This window comes from Oleiphilus sp. HI0079 (genome assembly GCF_001635105.1).
In genome coordinates this window covers 1-1309 of sequence record NZ_LWFT01001351.1, presented here as the reverse complement: position 1 = coordinate 1309, position 1309 = coordinate 1, and the positions used below count along the sequence as shown (strand labels likewise).

Annotated in this window: 3 protein-coding genes; 1 reads left to right on the top strand and 2 read right to left on the bottom strand. The window is 47.4% G+C overall.

All coding sequences use genetic code 11. From position 1 onward, the window contains the following. On the top strand, positions 1 to 322 hold a 322-nt coding region (locus A3750_RS23415), incomplete at its 5' end, for a hypothetical protein (protein WP_231871935.1). 82 nt (positions 323 to 404) lie between these two features. On the opposite strand, the gene trmY is transcribed toward A3750_RS23415, so the two are convergent. Beyond that, complete coding sequence (trmY, locus tag A3750_RS23410) at positions 405 to 1004, bottom strand: tRNA (pseudouridine(54)-N(1))-methyltransferase TrmY (protein WP_068455070.1); 600 nt, start codon at positions 1002 to 1004, stop codon at positions 405 to 407. A gap of 121 nt (positions 1005 to 1125) precedes the next feature. Beyond that, on the bottom strand, positions 1126 to 1309 hold a 184-nt coding region (locus A3750_RS27055; protein ID WP_231871934.1), incomplete at its 5' end, for a hypothetical protein.

Here is a 1309-nt window from a genome sequence, read left to right as displayed (position 1 = left end):
AAACACGCAGTTTGGTGCGAGTGCAATGGATAAACTGAAACAGGAGGCGATTAGCGCATACGAGCAGTTTTCTTCGCAAGATGGCTTTTCAGATAAAAACAGCCAGCAAGCCCGAGAGCAGGGCGGCAATGAAGAAGATGGTATCGAAGCGGGTTTTCGAGAGATTCTGAAAAAATTAAAACAAGCACGAGATTTATTAGAAGCCAAGGCTCGTTTTGAGGATGACAGAGAGAGCTTGGAAGTGCTGGAAGACGTGAAGCGTATTGAAAATGCGGTAGTAACAGAATTAGCGCAGTTTGATTCCTCCAACATGCCGTCTTGAACCAATGCCTGGAAGCGCTTCTCATTCGGACTATTCGTCTTATGTCCGGATAGTGTTTTAAAGGGAGGGAAGCGCCCTCACGTTAAAATAATCGATCGAGCTCGTTATGAATTAGCACCACGCATTGTGAAGCGAAGAGCATTCTAGGGCCAAGATTGAGTTTCTCGGTGCCGTATCGCTTTAGCGTGTTGTAGCTCTTTTTTGGCATTGGGATATGGTCGGTAAGAATAAAGCAGGGATTGGGTTTGAACTCGACCTCTCGTATTGATTCGCCCTTGATGTCCATCATGTAAAGCGCATGCTCTTCGGCTAGTTCCTTGACCAAACGCTCGAAACTAAGTGTTCGAACGCGCAGGCCCGGTTCGACCTGTTTCTCTTGCTCTTTACGCATGCCCACCGAAACACGAAGTGCCCGAGCGACTTTTTCCAATAAGGCTGCCTCGTGAAAGCCGCCAATGTTAGAAAGCTCTTCTGCAGTAAAGGTGACGGTGCGTGAGAAGTCCGCGGTGCTCTCTAAAACTACGTGGACGATCACGTTGTCTCGATGTGACTGGGCAACAAACATCGCATTCATCAACGTGTGCGCAATAATCTCGGTGTGGGCATCGAGTCCTACTTCAGCCAAAAAGGCATCGGGATCAGTGGGTGCCGCTCGGGCTCTAAGAACAAAGGTCGTGGTCATTACATTACGTGTTTAGATGAACGTTCCGCGATTATATCTTAATGGTCTAGTGCTTCGCAGTTATATATCGATTCTTGCCATTTTGGGTCGAGCCGCTTCATGGTAAAGCCGTTTTCGTTGATTACGTTTGGTAGCGGACTGTTACAAAACATTGCAACATCGCCATCATGGCGGCTTTTTTCTGTTCTAAGCTTTGCTCAATATTTATGTGACGTCTGTCACAAAAGATGTTTGATGGGATCAGGGAAGGAAGGTTATGGAGATACGCATGGTAGAGCGCCGCAACGACAAGACACGCGAGAACA